General features: G+C 57.5%; 29 protein-coding genes. 17 read left to right on the top strand and 12 right to left on the bottom strand.

Annotated elements, in window-relative coordinates; genetic code table 11:
- Positions 1-255: 255 nt before the first annotated feature.
- From galP to ruvX, 7 genes are all read left to right on the top strand, one after another.
- Positions 256-1,653 carry a galactose/proton symporter gene (galP, locus tag AM329_RS22655; protein ID WP_015571832.1) on the top strand — a complete coding sequence of 466 codons (1,398 nt, stop codon included), beginning with the start codon at positions 256-258 and terminating at the stop codon, positions 1,651-1,653.
- A gap of 58 nt (positions 1,654-1,711) precedes the next feature.
- Positions 1,712-2,209 carry a SprT family zinc-dependent metalloprotease gene (locus AM329_RS22650; RefSeq protein WP_003860035.1) on the top strand — a complete coding sequence of 166 codons (498 nt, stop codon included), beginning with the start codon at positions 1,712-1,714 and terminating at the stop codon, positions 2,207-2,209.
- Positions 2,210-2,303: 94 nt separating this feature from the next.
- Positions 2,304-3,011, top strand: a complete 708-nt coding sequence (endA, locus tag AM329_RS22645) for a deoxyribonuclease I (RefSeq protein ID WP_003860034.1) — start codon at positions 2,304-2,306, stop codon at positions 3,009-3,011.
- Positions 3,012-3,062: 51 nt separating this feature from the next.
- Entirely contained in the window at positions 3,063-3,794 is a 732-nt protein-coding gene (rsmE, locus tag AM329_RS22640) for a 16S rRNA (uracil(1498)-N(3))-methyltransferase (protein WP_003860033.1), read from the top strand.
- A gap of 31 nt (positions 3,795-3,825) precedes the next feature.
- A complete protein-coding gene (gshB, locus tag AM329_RS22635) occupies positions 3,826-4,773 on the top strand; it encodes a glutathione synthase (RefSeq protein ID WP_003860032.1) in 948 nt (315 codons plus the stop codon).
- Between the two features lie 74 nt (positions 4,774-4,847).
- On the top strand, positions 4,848-5,408 hold the full coding sequence (locus AM329_RS22630) for a YqgE/AlgH family protein (protein WP_022649353.1): 561 nt from the start codon (positions 4,848-4,850) through the stop codon (positions 5,406-5,408).
- Entirely contained in the window at positions 5,408-5,824 is a 417-nt protein-coding gene (ruvX, locus tag AM329_RS22625; protein WP_003860030.1) for a Holliday junction resolvase RuvX, read from the top strand. The genes AM329_RS22630 and ruvX overlap by 1 nt, the downstream gene beginning before the upstream one ends.
- A 10-nt stretch (positions 5,825-5,834) precedes the next feature.
- Here ruvX and AM329_RS22620 read toward each other — a convergent pair whose 3' ends face one another.
- Positions 5,835-6,815 carry a type IV pilus twitching motility protein PilT gene (locus tag AM329_RS22620; RefSeq protein WP_003860028.1) on the bottom strand — a complete coding sequence of 327 codons (981 nt, stop codon included), beginning with the start codon at positions 6,813-6,815 and terminating at the stop codon, positions 5,835-5,837.
- A gap of 17 nt (positions 6,816-6,832) precedes the next feature.
- Between AM329_RS22620 and AM329_RS22615 the strand changes: the two genes are divergently transcribed.
- Genes AM329_RS22615 through AM329_RS22590 form a run of 6 tightly spaced genes read left to right on the top strand, consistent with a single transcriptional unit; the run spans position 6,833 to position 10,572 of the window.
- Positions 6,833-7,534: a YggS family pyridoxal phosphate-dependent enzyme gene (locus tag AM329_RS22615; protein WP_032610102.1), complete on the top strand. Its 702-nt coding sequence runs from the start codon at positions 6,833-6,835 to the stop codon at positions 7,532-7,534.
- 21 nt (positions 7,535-7,555) lie between these two features.
- Positions 7,556-8,122 (top strand): YggT family protein, encoded by a 567-nt coding sequence (locus AM329_RS22610; protein ID WP_003860024.1) that lies wholly within the window; start codon positions 7,556-7,558, stop codon positions 8,120-8,122.
- Entirely contained in the window at positions 8,119-8,415 is a 297-nt protein-coding gene (gene yggU / locus AM329_RS22605) for a DUF167 family protein YggU (RefSeq protein ID WP_003860023.1), read from the top strand. The genes AM329_RS22610 and yggU overlap by 4 nt, the downstream gene beginning before the upstream one ends.
- Before the next feature lie 3 nt (positions 8,416-8,418).
- Entirely contained in the window at positions 8,419-9,012 is a 594-nt protein-coding gene (locus AM329_RS22600) for an XTP/dITP diphosphatase (protein ID WP_032610103.1), read from the top strand.
- On the top strand, positions 9,005-10,153 hold the full coding sequence (hemW, locus tag AM329_RS22595; RefSeq protein ID WP_032610104.1) for a radical SAM family heme chaperone HemW: 1,149 nt from the start codon (positions 9,005-9,007) through the stop codon (positions 10,151-10,153). Before AM329_RS22600 ends, hemW begins: the two co-directional genes overlap by 8 nt.
- A 56-nt stretch (positions 10,154-10,209) precedes the next feature.
- Positions 10,210-10,572 carry an endonuclease domain-containing protein gene (locus AM329_RS22590; protein WP_022651832.1) on the top strand — a complete coding sequence of 121 codons (363 nt, stop codon included), beginning with the start codon at positions 10,210-10,212 and terminating at the stop codon, positions 10,570-10,572.
- 66 nt (positions 10,573-10,638) lie between these two features.
- Here AM329_RS22590 and AM329_RS22585 read toward each other — a convergent pair whose 3' ends face one another.
- From AM329_RS22585 to trmB, 3 genes are read right to left on the bottom strand one after another with little or no spacing between them, the layout of a single operon-like run.
- A complete protein-coding gene (locus AM329_RS22585) occupies positions 10,639-11,355 on the bottom strand; it encodes a DUF2884 domain-containing protein (RefSeq protein ID WP_003862419.1) in 717 nt (238 codons plus the stop codon).
- 57 nt (positions 11,356-11,412) lie between these two features.
- Positions 11,413-11,739, bottom strand: a complete 327-nt coding sequence (locus AM329_RS22580) for a YggL family protein (protein ID WP_003862421.1) — start codon at positions 11,737-11,739, stop codon at positions 11,413-11,415.
- Positions 11,739-12,458, bottom strand: a complete 720-nt coding sequence (gene trmB, locus AM329_RS22575; protein WP_015571843.1) for a tRNA (guanosine(46)-N7)-methyltransferase TrmB — start codon at positions 12,456-12,458, stop codon at positions 11,739-11,741. The genes AM329_RS22580 and trmB overlap by 1 nt, the downstream gene beginning before the upstream one ends.
- A gap of 144 nt (positions 12,459-12,602) precedes the next feature.
- Here trmB and mutY point away from each other — a divergent pair, with 144 nt between their 5' ends.
- The 4 genes from mutY (at position 12,603) to AM329_RS22555 (ending at position 16,704) form a co-directional block, all read left to right on the top strand.
- Complete coding sequence (gene mutY / locus AM329_RS22570) at positions 12,603-13,655, top strand: A/G-specific adenine glycosylase (protein WP_023314826.1); 1,053 nt, start codon at positions 12,603-12,605, stop codon at positions 13,653-13,655.
- A gap of 26 nt (positions 13,656-13,681) precedes the next feature.
- On the top strand, positions 13,682-13,954 hold the full coding sequence (locus AM329_RS22565) for an oxidative damage protection protein (protein ID WP_003862425.1): 273 nt from the start codon (positions 13,682-13,684) through the stop codon (positions 13,952-13,954).
- 124 nt (positions 13,955-14,078) lie between these two features.
- The gene (mltC, locus tag AM329_RS22560; RefSeq protein ID WP_003862427.1) at positions 14,079-15,155 is read left to right on the top strand and encodes a membrane-bound lytic murein transglycosylase MltC; all 1,077 of its coding nucleotides are present in this window, start codon (positions 14,079-14,081) and stop codon (positions 15,153-15,155) included.
- 292 nt (positions 15,156-15,447) lie between these two features.
- Positions 15,448-16,704, top strand: a complete 1,257-nt coding sequence (locus tag AM329_RS22555) for a nucleoside permease (protein WP_003862429.1) — start codon at positions 15,448-15,450, stop codon at positions 16,702-16,704.
- A gap of 79 nt (positions 16,705-16,783) precedes the next feature.
- On the opposite strand, the gene citG is transcribed toward AM329_RS22555, so the two are convergent.
- The 8 genes from citG to AM329_RS22515 are packed head-to-tail and all read right to left on the bottom strand — an operon-like array spanning position 16,784 to position 24,095.
- Positions 16,784-17,587 carry a triphosphoribosyl-dephospho-CoA synthase CitG gene (gene citG, locus AM329_RS22550; RefSeq protein ID WP_032610106.1) on the bottom strand — a complete coding sequence of 268 codons (804 nt, stop codon included), beginning with the start codon at positions 17,585-17,587 and terminating at the stop codon, positions 16,784-16,786.
- On the bottom strand, positions 17,565-18,104 hold the full coding sequence (gene citX / locus AM329_RS22545) for a citrate lyase holo-[acyl-carrier protein] synthase (protein WP_023314828.1): 540 nt from the start codon (positions 18,102-18,104) through the stop codon (positions 17,565-17,567). Before citX ends, citG begins: the two co-directional genes overlap by 23 nt.
- Positions 18,101-19,624: a citrate lyase subunit alpha gene (citF, locus tag AM329_RS22540; RefSeq protein ID WP_023314829.1), complete on the bottom strand. Its 1,524-nt coding sequence runs from the start codon at positions 19,622-19,624 to the stop codon at positions 18,101-18,103. Before citF ends, citX begins: the two co-directional genes overlap by 4 nt.
- Positions 19,625-19,634: 10 nt before the next feature.
- The gene (gene citE, locus AM329_RS22535; RefSeq protein WP_032610107.1) at positions 19,635-20,510 is read right to left on the bottom strand and encodes a citrate (pro-3S)-lyase subunit beta; all 876 of its coding nucleotides are present in this window, start codon (positions 20,508-20,510) and stop codon (positions 19,635-19,637) included.
- Positions 20,507-20,800: a citrate lyase acyl carrier protein gene (gene citD, locus AM329_RS22530; RefSeq protein ID WP_017382935.1), complete on the bottom strand. Its 294-nt coding sequence runs from the start codon at positions 20,798-20,800 to the stop codon at positions 20,507-20,509. The genes citE and citD overlap by 4 nt, the downstream gene beginning before the upstream one ends.
- Before the next feature lie 16 nt (positions 20,801-20,816).
- Positions 20,817-21,839 (bottom strand): [citrate (pro-3S)-lyase] ligase, encoded by a 1,023-nt coding sequence (gene citC / locus AM329_RS22525; protein ID WP_032610109.1) that lies wholly within the window; start codon positions 21,837-21,839, stop codon positions 20,817-20,819.
- Positions 21,840-21,852: 13 nt separating this feature from the next.
- Positions 21,853-22,716, bottom strand: coding sequence for a fumarylacetoacetate hydrolase family protein (locus AM329_RS22520; RefSeq protein WP_032610110.1), 864 nt, complete (start codon positions 22,714-22,716; stop codon positions 21,853-21,855).
- Positions 22,717-22,733: 17 nt separating this feature from the next.
- Positions 22,734-24,095, bottom strand: coding sequence for a 2-hydroxycarboxylate transporter family protein (locus tag AM329_RS22515; RefSeq protein ID WP_022651841.1), 1,362 nt, complete (start codon positions 24,093-24,095; stop codon positions 22,734-22,736).
- Between the last annotated feature and the right edge of the window lie 236 nt (positions 24,096-24,331).

Here is a 24,331-nt window from a genome sequence, read left to right as displayed (position 1 = left end):
TATCCCGCTTTCAGAATATTCTCTTTGCATGATCGCATTTCTTCTGCTGTTACATTCCCTTTCAGTTAAGTCTGAAATTTGTGCAAACGCGATGCACATCAATTAATTTACCTCTATATTTTCAAAGCTTTAATTATTTTTACGGTTACAAGCCAGTGTAACCGATTACACCGTTGTGATTTGACTCACATATTTTTATGAGCCGCTCACCTACTCTTTATATCGTAAAAACTGATAACCCAACTGGAGGGCATAATGCCTGACAATAATAAACAGGGGCGTACGTCCAATAAGGCAATGACGTTCTTCGTCTGCTTCCTCGCCGCTCTGGCAGGATTACTCTTTGGCCTGGATATTGGCGTAATTGCCGGTGCATTACCTTTCATCACCGATGAGTTCCAGATTAGCGCACACACTCAGGAATGGGTGGTTAGCTCCATGATGTTCGGTGCCGCCGTCGGCGCGGTCGGCAGCGGCTGGCTCTCCTTTAAGCTCGGGCGTAAAAAGAGCCTGATGATCGGCGCGATCCTGTTCGTTGCCGGCTCACTGTTCTCTGCGGCTGCGCCTAACGTTGAAGTGCTGATCATCTCCCGCGTGCTGCTCGGTCTGGCAGTGGGCGTGGCGTCTTATACTGCCCCGCTGTACCTGTCTGAAATCGCTCCGGAAAAAATCCGCGGCAGCATGATTTCCATGTATCAGCTGATGATCACCATCGGTATTCTGGGGGCTTATCTCTCCGATACCGCATTCAGCTACAGCGGCGCATGGCGCTGGATGCTGGGCGTCATCATCATTCCTGCCATCCTGCTGCTGATTGGCGTCTTCTTCCTGCCGGACAGTCCGCGCTGGTTTGCCGCCAAACGCCGCTTCCATGATGCCGAACGCGTGCTCTTACGCCTGCGTGATACCAGCGCCGAAGCCAAAAACGAGCTGGAAGAGATCCGCGAAAGCCTGAAGGTCAAACAGTCCGGCTGGGCGCTGTTCAAAGAGAACAGCAACTTCCGCCGCGCGGTGTTCCTCGGCGTGCTGTTACAGATCATGCAACAGTTCACCGGGATGAACGTCATCATGTATTACGCGCCGAAAATCTTCGAACTGGCGGGCTACACCAACACCACCGAGCAGATGTGGGGCACCGTGATCGTCGGCCTGACCAACGTGCTGGCGACCTTTATCGCTATCGGCCTGGTGGACCGCTGGGGACGTAAGCCAACCCTGACGCTGGGCTTCCTGGTGATGGCCGTCGGGATGGGCGTGCTGGGTACCATGATGCACATGGGCATTCACTCCCCAACGGCACAGTACTTCGCCGTGGCGATGCTGCTGATGTTTATCATTGGGTTTGCGATGAGCGCCGGTCCGCTGATTTGGGTGCTGTGCTCTGAGATCCAGCCGCTGAAAGGACGTGATTTTGGCATCACCTGCTCTACCGCGACCAACTGGATTGCCAACATGATCGTCGGCGCAACGTTCCTGACCATGCTTAATACTCTGGGTAATGCCAACACCTTCTGGGTCTACGCCGGTCTGAACCTGTTCTTTATTGTTCTCACTATCTGGCTGGTTCCTGAAACCAAACATGTTTCACTGGAACACATTGAACGTAACCTGATGAAAGGTCGTCCTCTGCGCGAAATCGGCGCACACGACTGATTCTCCTGCGGGAGGCGCCTCTTGCGCCTCCCCGCTTCCCGCTTTATGCTCTGCCCCTATGAAAGCACCCCGTCTCCCCATCGCCATTCAGCAAGCCGTTATGCGCAGCCTGCGGGAAAAACTCGCCCAGGCCAACCTGAAGCTCGGCCGCAATTATCCTGAACCGAAGCTGGTCTATCAGCAGCGTGGCACCGCGGCAGGTACCGCCTGGCTGGAATCGTATGAGATCCGCCTCAACCCGGTGTTGATGATGGAAAATCAGCAGGCGTTTATCGAAGAAGTGGTGCCGCACGAGCTGGCGCATCTGCTGGTGTGGAAGCACTTTGGCCGCGTCGCGCCGCACGGCAAAGAGTGGAAGTGGATGATGGAGGCGGTGCTCGGCGTTCCGGCCCGTCGCACCCATCAGTTCGAGCTGGAATCGGTACGCCGCAATACCTTCCCCTACCGCTGCCAGTGCCAGCAGCACCAGCTTACCGTCCGCCGCCATAACCGCGTAGTGCGGGGCGAGGCGACCTACCGCTGCGTTAAATGCGGCGAACCGCTGGTTGCGGAATAATCACGCGAACTTTCAGGAACTTTCCTGATCTGACTGATTGCATACGGGAACAACATTCGTTACGTTGCGGGCTCGTTTTGACACGGAGTGTAAGATGTCCCGTAATGTTTCTCTCGCGGTCGCTTTTCTGGCGACAGCGCTCTCCGGCCATGCTCTGGCCGACGGTATTCACAGTTTCTCTCAGGCAAAAACCGCAGGCGTAAAGATTAACGCCGACGTACCGGGTGATTTCTACTGCGGCTGTAAAATTAACTGGCAGGGTAAGAAAGGGGTCGTGGATCTGGGATCCTGCGGCTATAAGGTGCGCAAGAACGAGAACCGCGCCAGCCGAATCGAATGGGAACACGTCGTTCCGGCCTGGCAGTTTGGCCACCAGCGCCAGTGCTGGCAGGACGGTGGACGTAAAAATTGCGCAAAAGATCCGGTCTACCGCCAGATGGAAAGCGATATGCACAACCTGCAACCCGCCGTGGGTGAGGTCAATGGCGACCGCGGAAACTTCATGTACAGCCAGTGGAACGGTGGCGAAGGCCAGTACGGTCAGTGCGCCATGAAGGTCGATTTCAAAGAGAAAGTCGCCGAACCGCCTGCCCGCGCGCGCGGTAGCATCGCCCGCACTTATTTCTATATGCGCGACCGCTACGATCTCAATCTTTCCCGCCAGCAGACGCAGCTCTTCAATGCCTGGGACAAGCTCTACCCGGTGACGGACTGGGAATGCCAGCGCGACGAACGTATCGCCAAAGTCCAGGGGAATCACAACCCTTACGTCCAGCGGGCTTGCCAGGCGCAAAAGAGCTAACCTACACTACGGCAATTCGCTTATATCGCATGACACATGGAATTTCTGACTATGCGCATCCCTCGCATCTATCACCCTGAACTGATTACCCCAGGCGGCGAAATCGCCCTGTCTGATGATGCCGCAAACCATGTAGGCCGCGTGCTGCGCATGGGTGCAGGCCAGGCGATTCAGCTCTTTGACGGCTCTAATCAGATTTTCGACGCTGAAATTACGCGCGCCGATAAAAAAAGCGTGCACGTGAAGGTGCTGCGTGGCGACGTGGATGACCGGGAATCGCCGCTGCACATTCACCTGGGCCAGGTGATGTCGCGTGGGGAAAAGATGGAGTTCACCATTCAGAAATCCATTGAACTGGGTGTAAGCCTCATTACGCCACTTTTTTCTGAGCGCTGCGGCGTTAAACTGGATGCGGAACGTCTGAACAAAAAGATCCAGCAGTGGCAAAAAATTGCCATTGCGGCCTGCGAACAGAGCGGCCGCAATCGTATCCCGGAGATCCGCCCGGCGATGGATCTGGAGGACTGGTGTGCAGAAGAGGAAAGCGGGCTTAAGCTCAATCTTCATCCGCGCGCCAGCGCCAGCATCAATACGCTGCCGCTGCCCGTTGAGCGTGTACGCCTGCTGATTGGCCCGGAAGGCGGCCTGTCGGCTGACGAAATTGCCATGACGGCGCGTTACCAGTTTACTGATATTCTGTTGGGACCTCGCGTTCTGCGCACTGAGACAACGGCACTCACCGCCATTACCGCGCTACAGGTGCGATTTGGCGATCTGGGTTGAAGCAAAGCCTGACCCATAATCGGAGAAGAAGATGATTAAGCTCGGCATCGTGATGGACCCCATCGCAAACATTAACATCAAGAAAGACTCCAGCTTCGCTATGCTGCTGGAAGCGCAGCGTCGCGGCTATGAACTCCACTACATGGAGATGAACGATCTTTACCTGATCAACGGTGAAGCCCGCGCACGCACCCGCATCGTTAACGTCGAGCAGAACTACGAAAAATGGTACGAATTCGGTACCGAGCAGGATATTGCCCTGGCCGACCTCAACGTCATCCTGATGCGTAAAGATCCGCCGTTCGACACCGAATACATTTATTCCACCTATATCCTTGAGCGTGCCGAAGAGAAAGGCACGCTGATCGTCAACAAACCGCAGAGCCTGCGCGACTGCAACGAGAAGCTCTATACCGCATGGTTCTCTGACCTGACGCCGGAAACGCTCGTCACCCGCAGCAAAACGCAGCTGAAAGAATTCTGGCAGAAGCACGGCGACATCATCATGAAACCGCTGGACGGCATGGGCGGCGCGTCGATCTTCCGGGTGAAAGAAGGCGATCCGAACATTGGCGTGATTGCCGAAACGCTGACCGAGCTGGGAACCCGCTACTGTATGGCACAGAACTATCTGCCAGCCATTAAAGACGGCGACAAGCGTGTGCTGGTCGTAGACGGCGAGCCGGTGCCTTACTGCCTGGCGCGTATCCCGCAGGGAGGGGAAACCCGTGGCAACCTGGCGGCTGGCGGCCGTGGCGAACCGCGTCCGTTAAGCGAAAGCGACTGGGAAATTGCCCGCCGCGTCGGCCCTACGCTTAAAGCCAAAGGCCTGATCTTCGTTGGCCTCGATATCATCGGCGATCGTCTGACCGAAGTGAACGTCACTAGCCCAACCTGCATTCGTGAAATCGAAGCGGAATTCCCGATCTCGATCACCGGAATGCTGATGGACGCTATCGAAAAACGTTTACAGAAATAACCTGTGACAGCGCCTGTGTTTATCCCCATACTGGGCGCTGTCGCTTTTTAAACCAGGAAACAGTACCTCTGACAATGAATTTACAGCATCACTTTCTTATTGCCATGCCTGCTCTCCAGGATCCGATTTTCCGCCGCGCCGTGGTCTATATTTGTGAATACAACGAAGACGGCGCGATGGGGATTATCATCAATAAGCCGCTGGAAAACCTTCAGGTTGAAGGGATTCTGGACAAGCTGAAAATCCCTGCTGAAGCGCGGCTGCCGGAAATCCGTCTCGATAAACCGGTGATGCTCGGCGGCCCGCTTGCAGAAGATCGTGGTTTTATCCTGCATACCCCGCCGGTTTTCTCGTCCAGCATTCGTATCTCCGATAACACCGTCGTCACCACCTCTCGCGATGTGCTCGAAACACTGGGCACGGCAAATCAGCCTTCTGAGGTGCTGGTTGCGCTCGGCTACGCTTCCTGGGAAAAAGGGCAGCTGGAACAAGAAATTCTGGACAACGCCTGGCTGACGGCCCCTGCGGATATGAATATCCTGTTTAAAACCCCTATCGCCGATCGCTGGCGTGACGCGGCAAAACTGATTGGCATTGATATTCTGACCATGCCTGGCGTTGCGGGGCACGCGTAATGAGCGGCACCCTTCTCGCCTTCGACTTCGGCACCAAAAGCATCGGCGTCGCTGTGGGTCAACGGATCACCGGCACCGCCCGCCCGCTCACGGCGCTGAAAGCTAACGACGGCACGCCGGACTGGAACCTTATTGAGCGCTTGCTCAAAGAGTGGCAGCCGGACGACGTGATTGTCGGCCTGCCGCTGAACATGGACGGCACCGAGCAGCCGCTTACCGCCCGCGCGCGCAAGTTCGCGAACAAAATCCATGGCCGCTTTGGTGTCTCCGTTAAGCTGCACGATGAACGTTTGAGCACCGTCGAGGCACGCGCTGGCCTGTTCGAGCACGGTGGCTTCCGGGCGTTGAACAAAGGCAGCGTGGATTCAGCTTCAGCCGTCATTATCCTCGAAAGCTATTTCGACCAGGGTTACTGAGCGCCGGGGTCTACAGCCGCCCCTGCGCCCGTCGCTCCGCCAGACTCTGCTCAAAGTTCTGCATTCCCGCCTGCTGCCCCGTTTGAATAATGCCCGGCAGTTGCCAGGTTTTGCCTTCGCGGATCAGGTTTGCCGCCGCCGAGGTATTCACCAGCAGCTCATACAGCGCCACGCGCCCGCCCTGGACATCCTGACGCAGCTTCTGCGCCAGAACCGCACGCAGGCTTCCCGCCAGCTGATTACGCACCGGATCTTTCTCCTGCGCCGGAAAGGTGTCGACCAGGCGCTCGATCGCCTGCGCCGCACCGCGCGTGTGCAGCGTGGCCAACACCAGATGGCCGGTTTCCGCCGCCGTCAGCGCCAGGCGTATCGTCTCGCTGTCGCGCAGCTCACCAAGCAGAATCACATCCGGATCTTCACGCAGAGCGCTGCGCAGGGCCTCGGCAAAGGACGGGCTGTGCAGGCCTATCTCCCGCTGCTGGATCAGGCAACGTTCACTCTGGTACATAAACTCCACCGGATCTTCCAGGGTCAGAATATGCCCGTCCGTCTGGTGATTGAGGAAATCGACCATCGCGGCCAGAGTGGTCGATTTCCCGCTGCCGGTGGCGCCGGTGACCAGAATCAGGCCATTGTCATTGGACAAAAGCTCCGGGATCGCGCGCGGCACGCCTAACGCAGAGAGCTGCGGGCACGTCAGCGGCAACAGGCGCAGCGCGATCGAAACGCCGTGCATATGCTTAAACGCACTGCCGCGCAGCCGCTGACCGCCTGTGAGGGTAACGGCAAAATCCACCTGCCCGTTTGCCCACCAGGCGCCCTGCTGTTCATCGTTGAGCCACGCTTTTAATAACGCCTCCACATCCGGGGGCGGAAACGGCGCAGGTTCAAGACGGCCTGACCTGCGCCAGCGCGGAGGTGAATCACTGCACAGGTGTAGATCGGAGACGTTATGCTTTACACTAAGGGCCACAATTTCTTCCACATCCATAGACTACTCCTCGGAAAATGAACGACATTGCGCATAACCTGGCACAGGTCCGGGACAAAATCTCAGCCGCGGCAACACGTTGCGGCCGTGCTCCAGAAGAAATTACGTTGCTTGCAGTCAGCAAAACCAAGCCTGCGAGCGCCATCGCAGAAGCGATAGCCGCCGGTCATCGTGCCTTTGGTGAAAACTATGTGCAGGAAGGCGTAGATAAGATTCTCGCTTTCCGGGAACGGGGAAATGCAGACCTGCAATGGCACTTTATCGGTCCGCTACAGTCGAACAAAAGCCGTCTGGTAGCAGAGCACTTCGACTGGTGTCACACCATCGATCGTCTGCGTATCGCTACCCGTTTGAGCGACCAGCGCCCTATTGAGATGCCAGCGCTTAACGTGCTAATTCAAATCAACATCAGCGATGAAAACAGCAAGTCCGGCATTACGCTGAGCGAACTGGATGCGCTGGCGGCGGACGTGGCGGCGCTGCCGCGCTTAACCCTGCGCGGGCTGATGGCTATCCCGGCGCCAGAGTCAAGTTATGAAAGGCAGTTTGCCGTAGCACAGCAAATGGCTGTAGCATTTGAGGCGCTTAAAGCGCGCTATGACACGGTAGACACGCTTTCTCTGGGCATGTCGGATGATATGGAAGCCGCCATCGCGGCAGGCAGCACCATGGTGCGCATCGGCACAGCAATTTTCGGTGCGCGCGATTACCCCCAATAATAAGGAAACCTGAGGAACGCCATGAAGACGTTGACTTTCCTGCTTTCAACGGTCATTGAACTGTATACGATGGCGCTGCTGTTGCGCGTCTGGATGCAGTGGGCCCGTTGTGATTTTTACAATCCATTCTCACAATTTATCGTGAAAATCACGCAGCCCATTGTGGGGCCGCTTCGCCGCATCATTCCGGCAATGGGGCCGATTGACAGTTCATCTCTGCTGATGGCGTTTATTCTGAGCGTTATCAAAGCGATCGTGCTGTTTATGGTCATCACTTTCCAGCCGATTATCTGGATTTCAGCCGTTCTGATCCTGGTTAAAACCGTCGGCTCGCTGATCTTCTGGGTCCTGCTGGTGATGGCGATCATGAGCTGGGTAAGCCGGGGCCGTAGCCCGGTGGAGTACGCGTTGATTCAGCTGACAGAACCGTTGCTGCGTCCAATTCGTAGCCTGCTGCCTGCGATGGGCGGAATCGACTTCTCACCGATGCTTCTCGTTCTGCTGCTGTACGTGCTGAATATGGGTATCGCGGAACTGTTACAGGCGACGGGTAATATGCTGCTGCCGGGGCTGTGGATGGCGTTATGAGTGCAGTTAGCCCCTGCGCCGACGGGCTGGTTTTACGGCTGTACATTCAGCCGAAAGCCAGCCGCGACAGTATTGTTGGGCTGCATGGCGACGAGCTAAAAGTCGCCATCACGGCCCCGCCGGTTGACGGCCAGGCGAATGCGCATCTGACCAAATATCTGGCTAAACAGTTTCGCGTCGCTAAAAGCCAGGTCATCATTGAGAAAGGTGAACTTGGCCGGCATAAACAGGTAAAAATCCTTAACCCGCAATCTATCCCGACGGAAGTCGCGGCTCTGACAGAACAGGACTAAACCATGCAGAAAGTTGTTCTCGCCACCGGTAACGCCGGTAAAGTGCGCGAGCTGGCCTCGCTATTAAATGATTTTGGGCTGGACGTGGTGGCTCAGACCGAGCTGGGCGTGGACTCCGCCGAAGAGACCGGCCTGACGTTTATCGAAAACGCCATTCTGAAAGCGCGCCATGCGGCGCAGGTAACCGGACTGCCCGCGATTGCCGATGATTCCGGTCTGGCCGTGGATTTTCTGGGCGGTGCGCCGGGGATTTACTCCGCCCGCTATTCCGGGCCGGACGCCACCGACCAGCAGAACCTGGAAAAGCTGCTTGTGGCCCTGAAAGACGTTCCTGACGAACAGCGTACCGCGCAGTTCCACTGCGTGCTGGTCTACATGCGTCACGCGGAAGATCCCACGCCGATTGTCTGTCACGGCAGCTGGCCGGGCGTGATCACCAGTGAAGCGGCGGGCAACGGCGGCTTTGGTTACGACCCGATTTTCTTTGTCCCGACCGAGGGCAAAACCGCTGCGGAACTCACCCGCGAAGAGAAAAGCGCGATCTCCCACCGTGGACGCGCCCTGAAACTGTTACTGGAAGCACTGCGTAATGGCTAATTTGCCGCCTCTGAGTCTTTATATTCACATCCCATGGTGCGTGCAGAAATGTCCGTACTGTGATTTCAACTCGCACGCGCTGAAGGGTGAAGTGCCGCACGATGATTACGTCGCGCATCTGCTGGCCGATCTGGATGCCGATGTACCGTACGCACAGGGACGTGAAGTGAAGACCATTTTTATTGGTGGCGGTACGCCGAGCCTGCTTTCAGGCCCGGCGATGCAGACGCTGCTGGACGGTGTGCGCGCACGCCTGAACCTGGCAGCGGATGCTGAAATTACGATGGAAGCCAACCCCGGCACCGTTGAGGCCGACCGTTTTGTCGAGTACCAGCGTGCGGGCGTGAACCGTATCTCTATCGGCGTGCAGAGCTTTAGCGAGCCAAAGCTGAAGCGTCTGGGGCGCATTCACGGCCCGGAAGAGGCAAAGCGCGCGGCAAACCTGGCAACGGGGCTTGGGCTGCGCAGCTTTAACCTCGACCTGATGCACGGCCTGCCGGATCAGTCGCTCGAAGAAGCGCTTGACGATTTGCGTCAGGCGATTGAACTGAACCCGCCGCATCTGTCGTGGTATCAGTTGACCATTGAACCGAACACCCTGTTTGGTTCGCGCCCGCCGGTGCTGCCGGACGACGACGCGCTGTGGGATATCTTCGAGCAGGGCCACCAGCTTTTGACCGCGGCGGGATATCAGCAATACGAAACGTCGGCGTATGCGAAGCCGGGCTATCAGTGTCAGCACAATCTGAACTACTGGCGTTTTGGCGACTATCTCGGAATTGGCTGCGGTGCGCACGGCAAGGTGACCTTCCCGGACGGACGCATCCTGCGTACCACCAAAACGCGTCATCCGCGCGGGTATATGGAAGGCCGCTACCTGGAGCGTCAGCACGACGTCGAGGCGGTGGATAAGCCGTTTGAGTTCTTTATGAACCGCTTCCGTCTGCTGGAAGCCGCTCCGCGCGCGGAATTTACGCGTTATACCGGGCTGCCGGAGTCAGTGATTCGCCCGCAGATTGACGAGGCGCTGGCGCAGGGGTATCTGACCGAGTGTGATGTGTCCTGGCAGATCACCGAGCACGGCAAGCTGTTCCTGAACTCCCTTCTTGAGTTGTTCCTCGCTGAAAATCCTGAAGGCTGATTCAGGATTTTACATCCCGTTCTGCTGGCTGAGGGAAAGGCTGGCAGAGTGTGGGGATGGAAACAATACGTTCATACGCAAAGCAGCTCAGACGCGAGCTGACACAGGAAGAAAGACGGCTTTGGTATTTACTGCGCAGCCGCCGTTTCGAAAATTATAAATTTCGCCGACAGCACCCGGTAGGTAACTACATTCTGGATTTCGCCTGTTGCGCGGCTCGGCTGGCCGTTGAGCTGGATGGCGGACAACATGATGAAAATCAGGAATACGATCGACAAAGGACATTGTGGTTAAACCATAAGGACTGGCACGTCATTCGATTCTGGAACAACGAACTCTGGAATAACGAAGAGGCGGTGTTAGAAAGGATCCTTGAAACGCTGCAAGCGCTGCAACCCTCACCCCGGCCCTCTCCCTGAAAGGGAGAGGGGGCAAACATCCCCTCGCCCCTTTGGGGAGAGGGTTAGGGTGAGGGGCTAAGTGAATTACTTCAACGTCCCCACCAGCGCCTTCCGGCTGTCTTCCAGCGACACCACGCGCTTACACACGTCTTTGCCGAACTGCTGGAAATCGGCTTCCTGATTCTTCCACTCGTTCTGAATCGAGGTTTGCAGTCCGCCCAGACTACCCAGTACACCCTGCAAAGGATTACCGCCACCCTTCAGCACCGCTTTGGCGCCCATCTCGTTGATGCTGTCCTGGAGAATGCCGCCCATCGCCTGGTTCACCAGCTGCTGACCGTCGGCACGCACCTGATCGATCGCCTTATAGTGGAACGTCAGGCCATCAGAGCGCGTCTCGATAATACGGTTCATCTGCTCTTTCAGCTGCTTATCCAGCTTCGTCAGGCGGGTGCGCATATTGCTGCTCTCCCCCACCTCTTTGGTGATAATTTTATCCAGCGCCACGCGGCTCTTTTCAACGCGGGTCAGCGCGCCATCGTTGATCCAGGGCAGCGCGGTACGCAACTCGGCCTGGTAGTCCATCGCCTGCTCGCGCTGGGCGGCCGTCAGGTTTTGCGGTTTGCCGTTAAAGGTCACGTTGCCATCCGGCGTAATCACCAGATTGCCATTCTCGCCCTTAACCTGCACGGTTTGCGGACTCAGCACCACGTCATCACGCGGGGTGACGCTACATTTATACTCCGCATGGGCGGTGGATCCGATTGCCAGTAAAGCAACAGCCAGCAACGTTTTGCGCATCTTAAACACTCCCTCAGACAAAATGGGCCAGCTAATGCTGGCCCCGTTCTTGCTCTATTAGTCCCACCAAACGTCGAAAAGTTCGCTAACGCGGACATCTTCCAGTTTGTGGTCTTCAAGCCATTTGCGTACCAGCGCCTGATGCTCTTCGGTGCATTTCCCCACTTCCTGGGTGCAAATCAGACCTTCCCACGCCAGATAGCCGCTACCGTCGAAGGCCAGCTTGTTTGGCTCGATCACCTCGTTGATGAACGCATCAACGTCCTGATCGATCTGCTCAACGCTGGTGCCTTCCGGGAAACGCCAGGCAACGGAGAAACCCACTTCCTGGAATTCTTCGATGTGCATCTTTTTACGCAGACGACGGCTACGATTCTTTGCCATTATTTCACCCTCTCGAACATTAAGTCCCATACGCCGTGACCAAGACGATGGCCACGCTGTTCAAATTTTGTCACCGGACGTGAATCCGGACGCGGTACGTAGTCGTTGCTTTCAGACTGATTTTTATACCCGTCCAGGGACGACATCACTTCCAGCATATGTTCCGCATAAGGTTCCCAGTCGGTTGCCATGTGGAAAACGCCGCCCAGCTTGAGCTTACTTTTCACCAGCTCGGCAAACGGTGCCTGAACGATACGGCGTTTATTATGACGCGCTTTGTGCCATGGGTCAGGGAAAAAGAGCTGAACCATGTTCAAAGAATTGTCAGGAATCATTTTGTGCAGCACTTCCACCGCGTCGTGACACATCACGCGCAGGTTCTCAACGCCCTCTTCGTGGGCCGTTGCCAGGCACGCGCCGACGCCCGGCGAATGTACTTCAATACCGAGGAAGTTCTGCTCCGGGCGCGCTTTCGCCATAGTGACCAGCGAGGTGCCCATACCAAAGCCGATCTCCAGGGTCACTGGCGCGTCGCGGCCAAACAGGTCGGTGAAGTCGAGCGGTTGCTCGCTGAACTCAACGCCCATCACCGGCCAGTAGTTGTCCAGCGCGTGTTGCTGCCCTTTTGTCAGGCGCCCCTGACGGCGGACAAAGCTGCGAATACGGCGCAGCGGGCGACCGTTTTCATCAAATTCCGGTGAAATGACGTCGTTTTTCATAAAAGAGTTGTCTGCTTGTGAGAATGTTCGGGAAACGGGCATTATCCAAAGTTAAGGCTTCTATGCAAGCATGGGAAAGATCCGGTTTACAGCAGATTGACGCTGTGCTGCAATCTGCGTCCCTGATTAAGCGAATCGATGACCATGCAAGCCTCTCAATTTTCAGCCCAGGTGCTGGACTGGTACGACAAATACGGGCGTAAAACCCTGCCCTGGCAAATTGAAAAAACGCCGTACAAAGTATGGCTCTCCGAGGTGATGTTGCAACAAACGCAGGTCGCGACGGTCATTCCTTACTTCGAGCGTTTTATGGCGCGCTTCCCGACAGTTACCGATCTGGCGAACGCCCCGTTGGACGAGGTGCTGCACCTGTGGACTGGGCTTGGCTATTACGCCCGCGCGCGCAACCTGCACAAGGCCGCACAGCAGGTCGCGACGCGCCACAACGGTAAATTCCCGGAAACCTTCGACGAGGTGGCGGATTTGCCCGGCGTCGGGCGTTCGACCGCAGGCGCAATCCTCTCCCTCTCTTTAGGCAAACATTTCCCTATTCTCGACGGCAACGTCAAGCGCGTGCTCGCACGCTGCTACGCCGTAGATGGCTGGCCGGGTAAGAAAGAGGTTGAGAAACGCCTGTGGGAGATCAGTGAAGCGGTCACTCCGGCGAAAGGGGTGGAGCGTTTTAACCAGGCGATGATGGATCTGGGCGCGATGGTCTGTACCCGTTCAAAACCGAAGTGCGAACTCTGCCCGGTAAACAACCTCTGCGTGGCCTATGCGAACCACACCTGGGCGCAGTATCCGGGGAAAAAACCGAAGCAGACGCTGCCTGAACGCACCGGGTACATGCTGCTGATGCAGCATGGCGACGAGGTGTTTCTCGCTCAGCGCCCGCCGAGTGGCCTGTGGGGTGGTCTATACTGCTTCCCACAGTTTGAGGATGAAGCCTCGCTTCGGGCATGGCTTGAACAGCGCGGCATTGCGGCCGAAACCCTGACGCAACTCAACGCGTTCCGTCATACCTTCAGCCATTTCCATCTGGACATTGTGCCGATGTGGCTTCCCGTGTCCTCATTCACGTCGTGCATGGATGAAGGCACCGCTCTCTGGTATAACTTAGCGCAACCGCCATCAGTCGGGCTGGCGGCTCCCGTGGAGCGCCTGTTACAGCAATTACGTGTCGGTGCAATGGTTTAGCATCGGCAAGACAAAGAGGAATGAGTATGGCCAGAACCATTTTTTGTACTTTCCTACAGCGCGACGCTGAAGGCCAGGATTTCCAGCTCTACCCGGGCGACCTGGGTAAGCGCATTTACAACGAGATCTCCAAAGAAGCCTGGGGACAGTGGCAGAAAAAACAGACCATGCTGATCAACGAGAAAAAGCTCAGCATGATGAACCCGGAACACCGCAAACTGCTGGAGCAGGAGATGGTGAACTTCCTGTTCGAGGGTAAAGACGTCCACATCGAAGGCTATACGCCACCGGAAAAATAATAACGCGCAGCTGCTGCCCGGCTGCGCTGCGCTTGCACGGGCCTACGGTTTTGTAGGTCGGGTAAGCGCAGCGCTACCCGGCAACAGCAACCCCAAAGCAAACACAACACGCACTCCCGGAATGATGAAAAAACTTTTAGCGCTAGCCCTTGTTGCGCCGTTGCTTGTGTCTTGTTCTTCCAAAAAAGGCGATGAATACAACGAAGCCTGGGTCAAGGACACCAACGGTTTTGACATTTTGATGGGGCAGTTTGCCCACAACATCGAGAACATATGGGGATTTAACGAAGTTCTTATTGCCGGACCGAAGGACTACGTTAAGTATACCGACGCCTATCAGACCCGTAGCCACATCAACTTTGATGACGGTACGATTACGGTTGAAACCATCGCGGGGACTGAACCTGCGGCGCATTTACGTCAGGCCATCATTAAAACCCTGCTGATGGGCGACGATCCGGGGTCTATCGACCTCTACTCTGATGCCGATGACATCACCATCTCCAAAGAGCCGTTCCTGTATGGCCAGGTCGTTGACCAGACCGGTCAGCCGATCCGCTGGGAAGGCCGCGCCACGAAATTTGCCGACTATCTGCTGCAAACGCGCCTGAAAAGCCGTACCAACGGCCTGAAAGTGATCTACAGCGTCACCATCAACCTGGTGCCGAACCACCTCGACAAGCGTGCGCATAAGTATCTGGGCATGGTGCGTCAGGCGTCGCGTAAGTATGGCGTGGATGAGTCGCTGATCCTGGCGATTATGCAGACCGAGTCCTCGTTCAACCCCTACGCGGTAAGCCGTTCCGACGCGCTGGGGCTGATGCAGGTTGTGCAGCACAGCGCCGGTAAAGACGTGTTCCGCGCGCAGGGGAAATCCGGCACGCCGAGCCGCAGCTACCTGTTTGACCCGCAGAGCAACATTGATACCGGCACGGCCTATCTGGCGATGCTGAACAATGTCTATCTCGGCGGGATTGATAACCCAACCTCACGTCGCTATGCGGTGATCACCGCCTACAACGGCGGGGCGGGCAGCGTGCTGCGCGTCTTCTCAAATGACAAAGTGCAGGCCGCAAACATCATCAACAGCATGGCGCCGGGGGATGTGTACGCTACCCTCACCACCCGCCACCCGTCTGCGGAATCCCGCCGCTATCTGTATAAGGTGAATACGGCGCAGAAGAACTATCGTCGCCGCTAAAAACCAACACCATCCCTCACCCTGCCCTCTCCCCAAAGGGGAGAGGGTGTTCAAGTTCCCTCTCCCCTTTGGGGAGAGGGTTAGGGTGAGGGGGCATCAGGCCGCACTCACTCCACCCCACCCATACGAAAATGCTATTTGCATCACAATCCAGACTGCAAATTAATGTGGATTGCATTTTTTTGCGGGAGGTAACAAAACATAACGTTGCCAACTGATAGAATTGCATCAAATAACAACCCTGAATGTTCCTATAACAACATATCTCCCGCTCACTTGTGAGGAAAGTAACATGAACCTTAAGCTGCAGCTTAAAATCTTGTCGTTTCTGCAGTTCTGCCTGTGGGGTAGCTGGCTGACTACACTCGGCTCCTATATGTTTGTGACGCTCAAGTTCGATGGTGCGTCGATCGGTGCCGTTTACAGCTCGCTGGGCATTGCGGCTGTTTTCATGCCAACGCTGCTCGGTATCGTGGCGGATAAATGGTTAAGTGCGAAATGGCTATACATGCTTTGCCATCTGGTGGGTGCGGGGACGCTGTTTATGGCGGCCGAAGTGACCACGCCGGGGGCGATGTTTATGGTGATCCTGCTTAACTCGCTGGCGTATATGCCAACGCTTGGCCTGATCAACACCATCTCCTACTACCGCCTGAAATCTGCCGGACTGGATATCGTCACCGACTTCCCGCCTATCCGTATCTGGGGCACCATCGGCTTTATCATGGCGATGTGGGGCGTGAGCTTCGCGGGCTTCGAGCTGAGCCATATGCAGCTGTATATTGGTGCCGCGCTCTCCGTGCTGCTGGCGCTGTTCACCCTGACGCTGCCCACCATTCCGGTGTCTAACCAGCAGAAAAACCAGAGCTGGAGCACCATGCTTGGCCTGGACGCTTTCGCACTGTTCAAAAACAAGCGCATGGCGATCTTCTTTATCTTCTCCATGCTGCTGGGCGCGGAACTGCAAATCACCAACATGTTCGGTAATACCTTCCTGCACAGCTTCGATAACGATCCGCTGTTTGCCGGGAGCTTTATCGTCGAACACGCGTCGGTGATGATGTCCATCTCGCAGATCTCCGAGACGCTGTTCATCCTGACCATCCCGTTCTTCCTGAGCCGCTACGGCATCAAGAACGTCATGCTGATCAGTATCGCCGCCTGGATGTTGCGCTTCGGTCTGTTCGCCTATGGCGACCCAAGCGCGTTCGGCACCGTGCTGCTGGTTCTGTCGATGATTGTTTACGGCTGTGCCTTCGACTTCTTCAACATCTCCGGCTCGGTGTTTGTGGAAAAAGAGGTGAAGCCTGAAATCCGCGCCAGTGCGCAGGGCATGTTCCTGATGATGACCAACGGCTTCGGTTGTATTCTGGGCGGCGTGGTAAGCGGTAAAGTGGTTGAGATGTACACCACCAACGGCATTACAGACTGGCAGCCGGTGTGGCTGATCTTCGCCGGGTACTCGCTGGTGCTGTTCTTCGCGTTCATCGCGCTGTTCAAGTACAAGCATGTTCGCGTGCCGAATGGTGCGCAGCCGATCGCGCATTGATTGTTGTGCCCGGTGGCGCTGCGCTTACCGGGCCTACAAAACCAGACCGTAGGCCGGGTAAGGCGTAGCCGCCACCCGGCTATTTTATAGCAGACAGCACCCACCCCACCGACAGCAAATCCGCGCTGCCGCCCGGACTCAGGTTTCGTTCAATCAGTGCCTTATCCATCTTAAGCAACGCCTCGCGATCCCAGCCGTTAGCCAGCAGTTCCCGCGCGTAGCCCTGAACATAGCGCAGCCCCTGAATGCCGCCGCGTGACACGAGATTACTGTCCTGATTGACCGCCATCAGGCGCAACAGCAGGTCGTGAAGCAACTGTCCGTTCCACTGCCCCAGCGCCTTACGCACCGTCGCAAAGCCGCTCTCCGCCTCGCCTCGCGCCCCGGTTAAGCCGTAATGCTGAAACTGCCGCTCCCCCGCCGTTGCCTGCCCGCTGCGCCCGGCCAGCTCCCGCGCCACCAGCCCGCGACAGATGTTACTTACCTCACAACAGAGGCTATCCGCAGAGATATTTTTCACACGACCGGCGGCGAAGCAGAGCAAACCAAGAGCAAAAATACCGCCCTTGTGGGTATTTACCCCGCCCGTGGCGGCGTACATTGCCTGCTCGCAGGCCATTCCCATTGGGCGGAGAATCCGCAACTGCCGATCGGCAGGTTTGGCCGCATGTGCTTCACCCAGTTCCGCAAACCGGGCAAACCACGGCGTAATCGCCATAATGCTGCGGACAAACAAGGCATGGTCCATATCCCGATGCGAGCCGTTATTGAGCCTGTCCACCAGCCCCGGCTTGGGCGTCAGCTCCAGCTCCTGCCACAGCGCCGCTTCGGCAAGCGCAGGCACGTCAACCGGGCGCGGTTTAGTCGCGAGCAAACCAGTCATCGATCATCTTCTCCACGCGGGAAACCACCTGCTCAACGGGATGGTGGCGCGAACGGGAACAGGCGTGGGCGGGCTCGTCGCAAATCAGACAGCGTCTGAGGTGTGAACCCAGCGACTGACGGCCCACGAGGCCGTTTTCAGGGCAGATCACGTCCAGATCCCACAGTCTGCCGAGCGGGTGCGTCTGCTCCAGTTCTGCACAGTGCGCCTTAATTTCCGCCGCCGGATGCGCGACGCACCACAGCGCTTCAGGTCCGGTGGGTAGCCAGAGCACCTGGCGGTCCAGCACCTGCCAGCGGTTTTCCCACAGCAGCTGGTCGCACATCTGTAACGCCACCCCCATGGTGTTGCGGTAGCGCAGGCTGTCTTTGATTTCCCCGGGCGTGACCAGCGTGAGGGAGATCACCGGTTGTTGATAGTGCGTAAGCCAGTCAGCCTGGCGGGCTGCGCGGCGCTCTTTCGCCGCCAGCAGTTCCTCCAGGCTGACACCCGCCCGCACGGGTGTCGCAAAAGTCATACTTCCTCCTTCACCTGTCGCACAGTGTCGATCACGCTGCCGTCGCGGTAGCGGATCACCCCGACGATTTTGTCGGTGAACTCAATCGGTTTCGGTACGCCTGTCAACGAAATCGCTCGCTCATACAGCGCGTTGATATCTACAACCTTCATCCCTGCTTCCATGAGTCGTTCGCGGATCTCCGGGCGCGCCGGGTTGACCGCAATACCGTGGTCGGTGACCAGCACGTCAATGCTCTCCCCCGGCGTGAGGCGAGTGGTAACGCGCTTCACGACGGTCGGGATGCGGCTTCGCAGCAGCGGCGCGACCACAATGGTCAGGTTGGCTGCCGCCGCCACGTCGCAGTGTCCGCCGGATGCGCCACGCATCACGCCATCGGAGCCGGTGATGACATTGACGTTAAAGTCGACGTCGATTTCCAGGGCGCTGAGGATCACCACGTCGAGCTGGTCGCAGCTTGCCGCCTTGCTGCCGGGGTTGGCGTAGACGTTGGTGGAGATCTCCACGTGGTTCGGGTTACGCGCCAGCGAGGCCGCCGCCTGACCGTCAAAACACTGGGTATCGAGCAGCTTTTCGATGAGCCCCTTCTCGTGCAGATCCACCAGGCTGCCGGTGATGCCGCCGAGCGCAAAGCGCGCCTTCACGCCGCTGCGCTCCATCTTCTCTTCCATAAAGCGAGTGCAGGCCGTGGCCGCCGCGCCGGAGCCGGTCTGCATCGAGAAGCCCGGTTTGAAGTAGCCGGAGTGTTCAATCACGTCCGCCGCATAGCGGGCGATCATCAGCTCGCGCGGGTTGCTGGTGACGCGCGCTGCGCCGACGCTGATTTTCGCCGGGTCGCCCACGCTCTCCACCTGCACGATGTAGTCCACCTGATCCTGCACCAGGCTGGCGGGCATATTGGGGAACGGCACCAGCGCTTCGGTCAGCAGCACCACCTTACGGGCAAACTGCGCGTCCACCATCGCGTAGCCCAGCGAGCCGCAGCACGATTTGCCGTGCGTGCCGTTGGCGTTGCCAAACTCATCGCTGCACGGCACGCCGAGAAACGCCACGTCGATGTTCAGCTCGCCGTCCTGGAGTAGCTTCACGCGCCCGCCGTGGGAGTGAATTTGTACCGGCTCCTCCATCAGCCCGTGAGAGATGGCATCCGCCAGCCTGCCGCGCATGCCGGAGGTGTAAATCCGAGTGATGACGCCGCTTTCGATATGCTCGATCAGCGCGTCGTTGCAGGTCATCAGCGAGCTGGAAGCCAGGGTCAGATTTTTGAAGCCCATCCGCGCCAGCAGCGCCACGACGGTGTTGATCACCCGGTCGCCTTCGCGAAAGGCGTGGTGGAAGGAGATGGTCATCCCGTCCTGCAAGCCGCAGCGCTTAACCGCCTCTTCAATAGAGGCGCAGAGCTTGCGGCTGTGCTTCGCCTCGCTGTCCGCCAGCCACGGCGTCGCGCTGTGGGCGGTATCAAAGGGTTTCAGATCCCGCAGATGGGGGAAATTCATATGGAGAAGTTCTGTCTGATTCATTATGTCATCCTTACCGACGCACGCCGGAGGCCGCCGCGCGCTCCAGCACCACCTGCGCGTGGTTAATAATCGGTGCATCCACCATTTTGCCGTTGAGCGACACCACGCCCAGGCCGTTACGCTCGCCCTCTTCTGCCGCCTCAATCACCCGTTTCGCGTGTTCCACTTCTTCCCGTGTCGGGGCGTAGGCGTTGTGCAGCAGGTCTATCTGGCGCGGGTTAATCAGCGATTTGCCGTTAAAGCCCATCTTGCGGATCAGATCGACTTCGCGCAGGAACCCGGCTTCATCGTTAACGTCTGACCACACCACGTCGAAGGCGTCGATGCCTGCCGCGCGGGCGGCGTGCAGCACGGCGCAGCGGGCGTAGAACAGCTCGGTGCCGTCGCCGCGCTCGGTCTGCATGTCCATCACGTAGTCAAAGGCGGCCAGCGCAATGCCGATCAGGCGCGGGGAGCTGCGGGCAATCGCCACGGCGTTGATGACGCCAATGGCCGATTCAATCGCCGCCATCACGCGGGTGGAACCCACCTCGCGGCCGCACGCCTGCTCGATACGCTCGAGGTGGCCTTCCAGCTCGTAAATATCGTCCGGGGTGTCGGTTTTCGGCAGGCGTATCACGTCCACGCCCGCGCGCACGGCGGCCTCCAGATCCAGCAGGCCAAACGACGTGCTCAGCGGGTTAATGCGCACCACGGTTTCGATATCCTGATACATCGGGTGCTGCAACGCGTGGAACACCAGCATGCGTGCGGTGTCTTTCTCGCGCAGGGCCACGGCGTCCTCAAGGTCAAACATGATGGAGTCGGGGCGGTAGATAAAGGCGGTAGAGAGCATGGCGGCATTGGCGCCCGGCAGGAACAGCATACTGCGGCGGAGTTTGCTCATTTCAGCGCCCCCCAGTTGATGGCCTGTTCATCGGCGGCACGCAGAAGCGCGCTTTGCAGGCGAGCGCGGATCACACAGTCCAGCGCCCCTTTGTCTTCAATAATGATTAATCCCTGGTGCACGTTCATGGCGCGCAATGTGTCGTTGACCACCTGGCGAATCTGCTCGCCAAACTGCTTAATCACTTCGCTGTGGATGACGATCTCCAGCTCACCGTGAGCGGGGGCGATTTTCACCATCAGGTCGCTGGACTCCTGCGTTCCGGCCAGCGCCTCCCTTACAATATTCATGATAAATTCCTGATAGTTATGCGACTTCCGCACTCGCACGATAATGTGCTTCGAGGTGCGCGAAGGTGGAGTCCGGGACAATCTCCCGGATCCGGGAAAACTGCTGTGTCTTGAGTAAACGGCGCACTTCCGAGGCCGAAATGGCGTTGCCGGTGGCCTTGATGCGCGGCATCTCCACCACGTCAATATGCGAGGCCAGCAGGTCGTGCAGCGTCTGGTTGTACTGGCGGGTGATATCGCAGAACGGCTCCGAGCCGATGAAACGGTGCGTGATGCCCAGCGCCGGGGCGATGAAGTCCCGGAAGATCAGCACGTCGATCTCGCTCCACGCCTGCTGCACTTTGCCGGTCTCCTTCAGGAAGTAGGCCGGAAACGTGGCGCGGGAGATGATGTACTGCGAGCCTTCATGCACCACCACGCTCGGCAGATGCGCCACGCCCGCGCGCACCATCTCAAGGCGCGCGCTGAACGGGAAGAACGAGGCGTCTTCACGCACTACAAACAGATGCAGGGCATCGCACTGCGCCGCCGCCTGCTCCACCAGATGACGGTGGCCGAGGGTGAATGGGTTGGCATTCATCACAATGGCACCAATTTTTTCCCCGCCCCTTCGCATCCGGCTTAAGGTACGGCAGTAGCGCGCGATCCCCTGCGGGGTGTTCTCCATTAGCACCGCGTTGTTCCCGCTCTGGGCAATCGGCCAGAAACCGCTGCGGCCAAAGCGTTCCTTATTGCACGGACGGGTGCAGAGGAAGAGGTGAAAATGGCCGCGCTCCAGCGCCGCATTTTCCACCTCTGCCAGCAGACGCGCGCTGAGGTTTTCCCCACGAAGCTGCTCGTTGACCGCCACGCATTTGATGACGTTGGCAGCCAGCCCGGCGCAACCCACCAGCTGCGCGCCGGACCAGGCTTCGACGAACAGCGTGATGTCGTTGTCCAGGCCAAGGCCGCTGTCTGCCAGCAGGTAACGGATCTGACTCAAGCGTTCCGGGTGTTTCGCCACCAGCGTGTGGCGAAAATCGATGGGTTGCGAATGCATGCTGCCGCCTTACTTAATGTGCTGCCGCAAGCCCGACGGCTGGCGCTTCCACGATCACGTTGCTCAGATGACCGATATGCTCGATCTCCACCTCAATGCGATCCCCCTCTTTCATAAACAGCGGCGGGTTACGCTTTTTACCCACCCCACCTGGGGATCCGGTGATGATCACATCGCCAGGACTTAAGCGGGTGAAGGTGCTGATGTACTCGATCAGCTCCGCCACCTTGTGGATCATGCTGCTGGTGTTGTCTTCCTGCACCATGCGGCCGTTCAGCCAGGTGCGGATTGCCAGTTGGTGCGGATCAGGGATCTCGTCCGCCGTCGCCATCCACGGGCCAAACGCGCCGGTTTTGCGCCAGTTTTTACCGGCGGTAAACCAGGTGTGCTGCCAGTCGCGGGCGGAGCCGTCCATGTAGCAGCTGTAGCCGGCCACATGGCGCAGGGCGTCGTCGCGGCTGATGTTCTCCCCGCCTTTACCGATGATCACCGCCAGCTCGCCTTCGTAGTCGAATTCGCTGGAGTGGCGCGGCTTCGGCACCGGCTCGTTGTGGCCGGTCTGTGAATCCGGGAAGCGAACAAACAGCGTCGGGGCCGGGTTGTGCTGGTCAAACTCCTTGCGCTTGTCGGCGTAGTTCATGCCCACGCAGAGGATTTTTTCCGGCTGCTCAATCACCGGTAAGAAGGTGATGGCGCTCATCGGCACGTCCACGGCATCGTTCAGGTAGCGGGTAGCCTGCGCCAGCCCGTTGCCCTGCAGCAGCGCCTTAAGGTCGCTGTAGCGGTCGCCCAGACGGCGACCTAAATCAATCACGCCGTCGGCCTGGACAATGCCGTAGCTGCGTTTTCCCTGGTATAAAAAGCTTGCGAGTTTCATTGTTCTTTCCTGAAAACTTAAACGAGGAAGTTGCCCAGAATCAGCAGAGAGATGGAGACGTTAATCGCCCCGCCGATACGGGTAGCAATCTGGGCGAACGGCATCAGGCTCATGCGGTTGCCTGCGGTCAGGATCGCCACGTCGCCGGTACCGCCCTGGCCGCTCTGGCAGCAGGAGACGATGGCGACATCAATCGGGTGCATGCCAATCTTTTTGCCGACGAAGAACCCGGTTGCCACCAGCGCGGAGACGGTGCTGATAATCACCAGCAGGTTGGTCAGCGTGAAGGCGGCCACCAGTTCATGCCATGGGGTGATGGCTACGCCAACGGCAAAGAGAATCGGGTAGGTCACAGAGGTCTGGAAGAATTTGTACACCACCTGAGAGCCCTCCAGCAGACGCGGAGAGGCACCGTTGCAGAGCTTCACCAGCACCGCCATAAACAGCATGCCCACCGGCGCTGGCAGACCAATCAGCTTGTGACCGAGCATACCCAGCATGTACAGCAACACCGCCAGCAGCGCGCCGGAGGCGATGGTCGTCACGTCCGCTTTGCCGGAGAACGCAGGCTGAGAGACGGTGGCATCGGCATTGGCGCGATTCGGCATCAGCTGGCCTTCACCGGTCAGGTGCGGGTAGCGTTTCCCGAGCTGGTTGAGGCAACCGGAGATAATGATCGCCGTCAGGCCGCCGAGCATCACCATCGGCAGTACGCGGCCGAGCGCCACGCCCTGATCCATATGCAACAGGGTGGCATAGCCGATGGAAAGCGGGATTGCCCCTTCCCCGACGCCGCCCGCCATGATCGGCAGAATGATAAAGAAGAAGATCTGGAACGGCTCGAGGCCCAGCGCCAGCCCAACACCCATGCCGACAATCATGCCGACGATTTCACCGCACAGCATCGGGAAGAAGATGCGCAGGAAGCCCTGGATCAGCACGGTGCGGTTCATACTCATGATGCTGCCGACGATAATGCAGCAAATATAGAGATAAAGAATGTTGGTGGATTTATAGAACTTAGTGGTGGATTCCACTACTACATCCGGCAGCAGGCCGTAATAGACCAGCGCGGAAGGGATAAAGGTGGCGCAAATTGCCGCCGCGCCGAGCTTGCCGACAATCGGCAGGCGTTTGCCGAACTCACCGCAGGCAAAGCCGAAGAAGGCCAGCGTGGCCACCATGACCACAATGTCGCTCGGTAGTTTTCCGCCCAGGCAATCAATCGCAATCAGCGCGCCCGCCAGAACGAACAGCGGCAGAGGTATAATGCCGATTTTCCAGGTATCCATAATATGCCACCAGCGCTCTTTGAGCGATGGCCGCTGAATATCAATCGGGTCGTGGGTAACAGAGAATGAATCGTCAGTTGTGCTCATAATAAGCCCCTTAGTTATTTTGTGCGTTCAGCTTAGAGTCACAAAGGCTTACTTTATGTGAGGGATGGCATATTAAAAGCGAAGTTTTAATGGACACTATGGTTTTAATGGTTTCTTTTATTTAATGTGATTTATGCCTTATTTATTGCCGTGGTTTTTATGGTTTCTTTTCTTAACTGAACAAAGAAATAACATTTATTCATTTAACCTTAAGAGGATGAGACTTTCGGAAAAAT

Source organism: Enterobacter cloacae complex sp. AR_0002 (genome assembly GCF_001922365.1).
Taxonomy (GTDB): Bacteria; Pseudomonadota; Gammaproteobacteria; order Enterobacterales; family Enterobacteriaceae; genus Enterobacter; species Enterobacter hormaechei_C.
This window is presented reverse-complemented; position numbering and strand designations above follow the sequence as displayed.